The sequence below is a fragment of the Ferruginibacter sp. genome, assembly GCF_031391665.1.
Classification (GTDB): domain Bacteria; phylum Bacteroidota; class Bacteroidia; order Chitinophagales; family Chitinophagaceae; genus Ferruginibacter.
In genome coordinates, this window is sequence record NZ_JANMUN010000156.1 from 1 (window position 1) to 7,734 (window position 7,734).

The window sequence follows — 7,734 nt, forward strand, 5'->3', positions numbered from 1 at the left end:
TTGAAGGTTGAAGGTTGAAGGTTGAAGGTTGAAGGTTGAAGGTTGAAGGTTGAAGGTTGAAGGTTGAAGGTTGAAGGTTGAAGGTTGAAGGTTGAAGGTTGAAGGTTGATTAAAAATTAATACTAGGTAAGATATAATAAAGAATGAAGGGCAAAAATAAAATATCATTATTTACTTTAACAGGCTTATTGTTTGCACTTACTATGCATGCACAGGATCTGCATTTTTCGCAATTCTTTAATTCACCATTAACTACTAATCCTGCAAACACAGGTTTTATTCCCGATGCTGACTACAGGTTAGGCGCCAATTACAGAAATCAATGGAGTGCTGTAATGACAGTGCCGTATAAAACCACCAGCATTTTTGGCGATGCTCAATTGTTAAGGGATAAATTAGAAACTGGCTGGCTGGGTATTGGAGGTGTTTTATTAAGCGATGTTGCCGGCAGCGGAAGTTTACGCAGTACAAAAATTTATGGTTCAATAGCCTACCATCAGCAATTAGGCAGCAGCAGTTTATTAAGTGCAGGCTTTAATATTGGCTGGGCAAATAAAAGAATTGATCCTTCTAAATTAAAATTCCCCGATCAGTTTGATGGTAAATTTTTCGATAATCCTGTAACAGCTGTAAGTTTAAACAATACCAGTGTAAGTTACATGGATGTGCAGGCAGGAATGAATTACGCTTATTTTCCGCAGGAGAATGTGTATATCAATGCCGGGTATTCTATACATCATGTAAACAGGCCCAAAGAAACTTTTTTTGATGATCAAACAAATGCAGGACGAATACCCATGCGGCATATTGGTTTTTTAAATGCCATTTTAAAAGTAAACGAAAGAGTGATCATTAACCCCAATGCCTATTTTTCTACACAGTCAAAGGCAACTGAATTAGTTGTTGGACTAAACGGAAATTATAATCTTACTGAGACAGGCGAAAAACAATTGGTAGCAGGGTTATATTACCGCCTTGGCGATGCTATTGCACCAATGGTTGGATTTGAATTGAATAATATAAAATTTACTTTTAGTTACGATGCCACATTATCTTCCTTAAATAAATTTAATAATTACCGTGGGGCAAGCGAATTTAGTATTGTAAAAAAAGGATTTTATCCGCAGCGGCAAAACAGGCAAACCATGTGTCCTACTTTTTATTAATCATTTTTGTATAGCATAAAAAAACTGTCCCAAATATTTTCGGGACAGTTGTAGTTTTACATGGCTGTATTAAACGGAAACGGTCTTTTTTGTTTTCTTTAATTCTTCTTTGGTTTTTTCTAATTCCTCTTTTACTTTTTCCAATTCTTTTTTAATTTCATCGGTATTAATATTTTTCAATTCTATTTTTAAATCCTTTAAAGATTCCTGTACCTCTTTGTTTATTTTATTTATGTCAATCTCCTTCAAAGCATTTTGTACTTCTTTATTTATTTGCTCAACATTTACTTCTTTTAAAGATGCATTTACATCTTCCATAATTTTTTTCATATCCACTTCTTTCAAAGCATTTTGTACTTCTTTATTTATTTGCTCAGCGTTTACTTCTTTTAAAGATGCATTTACCTCTTCCATAATTTTATTCATGTCCACTTCTGTAAGACTTTGCTGTACTTCGGCCATAATTTTTTGCATATCCACTTCTTTTAATGCATTGGTTACAGCCAAATTTATTTCGTTCATATCCAGCTGCTTCATTTGTTCCTTTAATTGCGCCATAGCTTTTTCTATTTCCTTCATGGCTTTGTCAACTTCTGCCTGGTTAATTTTTTTTGGCGGAGGCGAATCAATAACAATGGGGTTTACTGTAAAATCTTTTACTGGGCTAAACGGCGTGTCTTGAAAAGACATGGTGATAACACCAATTATCAATGCGGCGCTAATACCTGCAATGGCCTTTTTGTTTTTTAAAATAAATTGTTTCATGGCTTTACTTTAAGTTGGTTAATGATTAAATACGAATAATTTCGTAACAAATATAGGCAGCTATTTTAATTTTTGCAATCAGTTAATAAAATTTAACATTTTAAAATGCAGTTTCACTATTATAGTTCAATCAATCTCACTAATCTTCGCATGTATTTTATTGAACATTGAAAATTGAGTGTTGAATATTGAATATTTTATTAGTAATATTTACAAATGAGAATAAAGCACAAACATCATTTTATCAACTCAGTATTTTATACGATTTTTACATAAATAATGTTACATGGTAAGCGAAGAAACAAAAGCAGCAGCAGTTAATAAATATATTGATCAATTTAAAAAGATTGCCGGCGATGCTTTTGTAATTGTGGATGAAGAAAGCTTAAACCATTATGCCCACGACGAGACGGAGAACCTTCACTTTTTACCCGATGTTGTTATAAAGCCACGAACGGCTGAAGAGATCAGTGCCATTATGCAAATATGTAATGCACAAAAAATTGCAGTCACTCCACGTGGTGCAGGCACAGGTTTAGCAGGTGGCGCATTGCCGCATTTAGGCGGTGTTTTAATTTCTATGGAAAGATTAAATACCATTGTAGAAATTGATGGACGCAATTTACAGGTAACCACCGAGCCGGGTGTAATAACTGAAGTATTACAAAATGCCGTAAAAGAAAAAGGATTGTTTTATCCACCCGACCCCAGCAGCCGTGGCAGTTGTTTTATTGGTGGCAATATTTCTGCCAACAGCGGCGGGCCTAAAGCAGTAAAATATGGAGTGGTAAAAGATTATGTGTTGAATTTACAGGTGGTGTTGCCAACGGGTGAAATTATATGGACGGGGGCCAACGTTTTAAAAAATTCTACCGGTTATAATCTTACCCAATTAATGGTAGGCAGCGAAGGCACATTGGGCATTGTAACAAAAATTGTTTTAAAATTATTGCCCCACCCTAAATATGATTTACTGATGCTGGTGCCTTTTAATAATTTAGAAAAAGCCGGTGAAGCTGTAAGTGCAATATTCAGGGCAGGTTTTACACCAAGCGCTTTAGAGTTAGTAGAAATAGATGCATTAAAGATTGTGAGTAAAATGATGGACAGTGTTGCAGTACCTGTTACTGATGATATAGCCGCACATTTAATTATTGAAGTGGATGGTAACCATTTAGAAACACTGATGAGTGAAATGGAAGCCATTGCTGAATTGCTAACCCAATTTGACTGCGGCGAAATATTTTTTGCTGATGATGCACAGCAAAAAGCAGAACTGTGGAAATTGCGCCGCCGTGTAGCCGAAGCTGTAAAATTAGATGGTTATACTATTGAAGAAGATACTGTAGTGCCCAGGGCATCGTTACCTGCATTAATCCATGGCGTAAAAGAATTGGGAAAGCAATATAATTTTAAAGCAGTTTGTTATGGCCATGCCGGTGATGGTAATTTGCACATCCGCATAAAAAAAGAAGGCAGTATTTACAGCTTAAACAATCCTGAAATAATTCCCGGCCTTAAAGCTATGTTTACCCTGGTAAAATCTTTAGGCGGTACTATCAGCGGCGAACATGGTATTGGATTAATTCAAAAAGAATACATGGATATTGTTTTTGATAAAGCCAACCTTTCTTTAATGAAAGGTATAAAAAAAGTATTTGATCCTAACAATATTTTAAACAGCGGAAAAATTTTCGACATGGTCTGACGTCCTGTCTGGCCATGTTAAAAAGACGCTGATACATCGTTTAACATTATATAAACACATTAAAAAGTATAACATGAAGAAATTAGTTTTAACCGCTATGATTTTTGCAATGTCGCTTACCGTTTTTGCTCAATACGAAAAAGACAAAGACGAAACAAAAGAAAAAGGATTTAAGAAAGAAAACTTTTTTACAGGGGGAAGTTTGACCGCATCATTTTTTAGTGGAGGAACTGTATTGGGTATAACACCTTATTTTGGATACAGCATAAATAAATTTGTGGATGTTGCCGTATCTGCAAATTTTAATTATACCTCACAAAGAGATTACCAGGTGTATGGCGATAAAGTGAGACAAACAGTGTACGGCCCTGGTGCATTTGTAAGATTATACCCGGTAAAATTTCTTTTTGCACAGGCACAGTACGAACATAATTTTATTAAGTTTAAATATATACCTGCACAGAATAGCGGTTATACTGAATCAACTGAAAAAATTGATGCTAACAGTTTATTAGTTGGTGGTGGATATTGCAGTGGGCGGGAAGGTGTAGGAGATATGAATTATTTCTTTTCCATTTTGTGGGATGTTTCAAAAGTAGCAGAGTCGCCGTATGTAGATGGGCTTGGAAGAAATTTTCCGGTAATAAGAGCTGGCATACAAATCCCTTTATTCCAGGGCAATGGCCGCAACCGTAACTAAAGAAATTTTTCTATTTCATCCGGAGCAGAAAGTATAGTTGTACGGTCTTCAAAACTGTCGTACAAAAAATTTTCTGCCTGCATTGCTTTTGCATGTGCTAACAGGTTATCATAAAATCCGGCACTGTTTAAAATAAAAATTTCTTTATTGTGGATACTTAATTGGTTCCAGGTAAGCATTTCAAATAGTTCATCCAATGTACCAAAGCCACCCGGTAAAATTATTGCAGCGTCACATTTTTCGTATAGCATTTTTTTGCGGATGTGCATATTCTCCACAATAATTAATTCCGTTAATCCCTGGTGGCTGTGTTCCCTGTCGGTTAATAATTGCGGAATAATACCGGTAACCTTTCCATTTTTTTCTAACACTGCATTGGCCACTGCACCCATAATTCCTTTGTTACCGCCGCCATAAATTAATGTTATATTTTTTTTGGCTAAAATATAGCCCAATTGTTTTGCATGATTTTCGAATAAAGGATTGTTACCACTTTTGCTGCCACAAAAAACTGCTAATGATGTAATTGCCATAAATTAATTAACTTGGTTACTAATTATCCTGCAAGCTAATTATTCGTTGCCGGATTATTCATTTTTCATTATCAATTATTCATTATTAATTATGTCGCCATTAATTTTATTTTCTTTTGTAATAGGGTATTTTGTGCTGTTACTGGCTGTTGCTTATTTTACATCCAGGGGCAGCAATAACGAATCTTTTTTTATAGGCAACCGCAACAGCAACTGGATGCTGGTGGCATTTGGAATGATTGGCACCAGCCTTAGCGGCGTTACGTTTGTAAGTGTGCCGGGTGGGGTGGGCACAGGTAATTTTTTTTATTATCAAATAGTATTGGGTTATTTAATTGGCTACATGGTAATTGCTTTTGTGCTGATACCATTGTATTATAAAATGAACCTCACTTCCATTTATACTTATCTGGAAAAACGTTTTGGAATAAATGCACATAAAGCTGGCGCTTTCTTTTTTATCCTCAGCCGTGTGGTGGGTGCTACTGCCCGTTTATATTTAGTGATAAGTATTTTGCAACTTTTTATTTTTGATAAATTGCATATACCTTTTGTAGTAACCGCATTAGTTATTTTACTGCTGATTTTATTGTACACTTTTGAAGGCGGCGTAAAAACAATTATTTATACAGATACTTTACAAACTACCGGTATGCTGCTGGGTTTGGTGGTGTGTATTTTTGTTATTATAAAAGCTATGGGTATGGATTTTGGGAGTACCTTATCATTAATGAATGAAAAAGGTTACACTAAAGTATTTAACATGGATGTAAAAGCTGGCTCTTACTTTTTAAAACATATTATAGGCGGTATGTTTATTGCCATTGCCATGACGGGGCTTGACCAGGAAATGATGCAAAAAAATATCAGTGTAAAAAATATAAAAGATTCGCAGAAAAATATTATGACGTTTACTGCCGTGCTGATGATAGTAAACTTTTTATTTTTATTTTTAGGTGGCATCCTTTATTTATATGCAAGTACAAATAATATCACTGTTGCTCCGGATGATCTTTTTCCTACCATTGCTTTGAGCGATGCATTCAGCGGCACTATTGGTATTATTTTTATCATCGCATTAATATCTGCCTTATTCCCCAGCGTGGATGGTGCAATAACATCACTCACTTCCTGTTTTTGTATAGATATTTTAGGAATAAATAAAAAAGAGGGGACTGAAAAAGAAAAGAAACGGACAAGATTAAAAGTTCATTTTACTTTTGCAATTGTATTTTTTATTATGGTACTTATTTTTAAAGCCATCAACGATAAATTAATTATTGATTTTATTTTGAAGTTTGCCGGTATTACTTACGGTCCGCTGTTAGGTTTATTCTCCTTTGGTATCTTAACCAAACGCACTTTAAATGATAAATTAATTTGGACGGTTTGTATTATAGCACCATTACTTGCTTTGGGTTTAGATGTACTCAGCAGCCCCGAATGGTACGAAAAGAAACTGCATGTTACACTTGGCTTGAAATCTATTTCGGAAAGTATTTTTAGTGGTTACAAAATTGGTAATGAACTTATTTTGATAAACGGGATATTTACTTTTTTAGGGTTATGGTTTATTTCTAAAAAAGGTGCAGACAAATCATTTGAGCCTGAAGTAAGGCATTCAGAAAAAATAATCAACAGCATTGGGGCGTAATATTTTGTAAAAATTATATTATACCTTTACACAGTTAGTAAATGCCATTCCACACAATAAAAAGTGTAGAATGGCATTCTATTTATACAATAAAACCTGACAAATGAACGGATCAATTAACACTTTAAAACAACGCAGCTGGAAAGAAAGCCAGGCACACAGCAGCTGGCAGATATTTAAAATAATGGCCGAGTTTGTTGATGGCTTTGAAGCACTGAGCAGGATTGGGCCCTGCATTTCTATTTTTGGAAGTGCCAGAACAAAACCCGGCAATAAATATTATGAGCTGGCAGTAGAGATTAGTAAGCGCCTTGCCGAAGAAGGTTTTGGTATTATCAGCGGTGGTGGCCCTGGCATTATGGAAGCTGCAAATAAAGGTGCTTCAATAGCGGGTGGTAAATCTGTTGGTATTAATATTGATTTACCTTTTGAGCAGCATCCCAATCCGTTTATTGATAGAGATAAATCTTTAAATTTCGATTTTTTCTTTGTACGTAAAGTAATGTTTGTAAAATACAGCCAGGGTTTTATTATGATGCCCGGCGGTTTTGGTACCATGGATGAATTTTTTGAAGTAGCTACTTTAATTCAAACAGGAAAGTTTAAACAATCACCCATGATACTGGTGGGCAAAAGTTATTGGGGCGGATTAATAAAATGGATAAAAGAAACGATGGGAGAAGAGGAGCACAATATTAATCCTGAAGATTTAAATTTAATTCACCTGTTTGATACTGCTGAAGAAGTAGTGGATTTTATGCTGGATTATTATAAAACAAAACCATTAGCACCTAATTTTTAATGGAGATAATAAATCATATTGCAGAAGACTATGCCAAACAATTTTCATCGCCGTTAGATGAAATATTGCAGGAGATAGAAGCGTATACATTACAGCATCATCCGCATGCACAAATGCTGAGCGGTCATGTGCAGGGTAAAGTTTTAGAAATGATAAGCTGCATGATTAAGCCGCAACATATTTTAGAAATAGGAACGTTTACGGGCTTTAGTGCTTTGTGTTTATCAAAAGGTTTGCAACAGCTCGGGCAATTACATACTATAGTAATTAGAGAAGAAGATGCAGCCACAGCAAAAAAATATTTTGAAAAAGCAAACGTTAAGGATACCATAATTTTACATTTTGGAGATGCCCGGCAGGTACTTACAACACTTAACCAGCAGTGGGATTTAGTTTTTATTGATGC

General features: G+C 35.1%; 8 protein-coding genes. 6 read left to right on the forward strand and 2 right to left on the reverse strand.

The genetic code is table 11. The features are described 5' to 3' along the window. Positions 1-143 precede the first annotated feature (143 nt). Positions 144-1,166 carry a PorP/SprF family type IX secretion system membrane protein gene (locus ACY651_RS11465; RefSeq protein ID WP_462252811.1) on the forward strand — a complete coding sequence of 341 codons (1,023 nt, stop codon included), beginning with the start codon at positions 144-146 and terminating at the stop codon, positions 1,164-1,166. Positions 1,167-1,235: 69 nt separating this feature from the next. Here ACY651_RS11465 and ACY651_RS11470 read toward each other — a convergent pair whose 3' ends face one another. Next, positions 1,236-1,931, reverse strand: coding sequence for a hypothetical protein (locus tag ACY651_RS11470; protein ID WP_462252813.1), 696 nt, complete (start codon positions 1,929-1,931; stop codon positions 1,236-1,238). A gap of 286 nt (positions 1,932-2,217) precedes the next feature. Between ACY651_RS11470 and ACY651_RS11475 the strand changes: the two genes are divergently transcribed. Further along, positions 2,218-3,639 carry an FAD-binding oxidoreductase gene (locus tag ACY651_RS11475; RefSeq protein ID WP_462252815.1) on the forward strand — a complete coding sequence of 474 codons (1,422 nt, stop codon included), beginning with the start codon at positions 2,218-2,220 and terminating at the stop codon, positions 3,637-3,639. 73 nt (positions 3,640-3,712) lie between these two features. Beyond that, complete coding sequence (locus ACY651_RS11480; RefSeq protein WP_462252817.1) at positions 3,713-4,339, forward strand: hypothetical protein; 627 nt, start codon at positions 3,713-3,715, stop codon at positions 4,337-4,339. Here ACY651_RS11480 and ACY651_RS11485 read toward each other — a convergent pair. Next, a complete protein-coding gene (locus tag ACY651_RS11485; RefSeq protein WP_462252819.1) occupies positions 4,336-4,872 on the reverse strand; it encodes an LOG family protein in 537 nt (178 codons plus the stop codon). The genes ACY651_RS11480 and ACY651_RS11485 overlap by 4 nt on opposite strands. A gap of 91 nt (positions 4,873-4,963) precedes the next feature. On the opposite strand from ACY651_RS11485, the gene ACY651_RS11490 reads away from it, so the two are divergent. From ACY651_RS11490 to ACY651_RS11500, 3 genes are all read left to right on the forward strand, one after another. Continuing rightward, on the forward strand, positions 4,964-6,526 hold the full coding sequence (locus ACY651_RS11490) for a sodium:solute symporter (RefSeq protein WP_462252821.1): 1,563 nt from the start codon (positions 4,964-4,966) through the stop codon (positions 6,524-6,526). 103 nt (positions 6,527-6,629) lie between these two features. Further along, a complete protein-coding gene (locus ACY651_RS11495; RefSeq protein WP_462252823.1) occupies positions 6,630-7,328 on the forward strand; it encodes an LOG family protein in 699 nt (232 codons plus the stop codon). Beyond that, the coding region (locus ACY651_RS11500; RefSeq protein WP_462252825.1) for an O-methyltransferase at positions 7,328-7,734 on the forward strand (407 nt) is incomplete at its 3' end. The genes ACY651_RS11495 and ACY651_RS11500, both read left to right, overlap by 1 nt.

Excerpts from the sequence above, each read along its gene's own strand:
- ACY651_RS11485 (WP_462252819.1), bottom strand. The coding sequence starts at position 4,872 with ATGGCAATTACATCATTAGCAGTTTTTTGTGGCAGCAAAAGTGGTAAC.
- ACY651_RS11490 (WP_462252821.1), top strand. The coding sequence starts at position 4,964 with ATGTCGCCATTAATTTTATTTTCTTTTGTAATAGGGTATTTTGTGCTG.
- ACY651_RS11475 (WP_462252815.1), top strand. The coding sequence starts at position 2,218 with ATGGTAAGCGAAGAAACAAAAGCAGCAGCAGTTAATAAATATATTGAT.
- ACY651_RS11470 (WP_462252813.1), bottom strand. The coding sequence starts at position 1,931 with ATGAAACAATTTATTTTAAAAAACAAAAAGGCCATTGCAGGTATTAGC.
- ACY651_RS11480 (WP_462252817.1), top strand. The coding sequence starts at position 3,713 with ATGAAGAAATTAGTTTTAACCGCTATGATTTTTGCAATGTCGCTTACC.
- ACY651_RS11495 (WP_462252823.1), top strand. The coding sequence starts at position 6,630 with ATGAACGGATCAATTAACACTTTAAAACAACGCAGCTGGAAAGAAAGC.
- ACY651_RS11465 (WP_462252811.1), top strand. The coding sequence starts at position 144 with ATGAAGGGCAAAAATAAAATATCATTATTTACTTTAACAGGCTTATTG.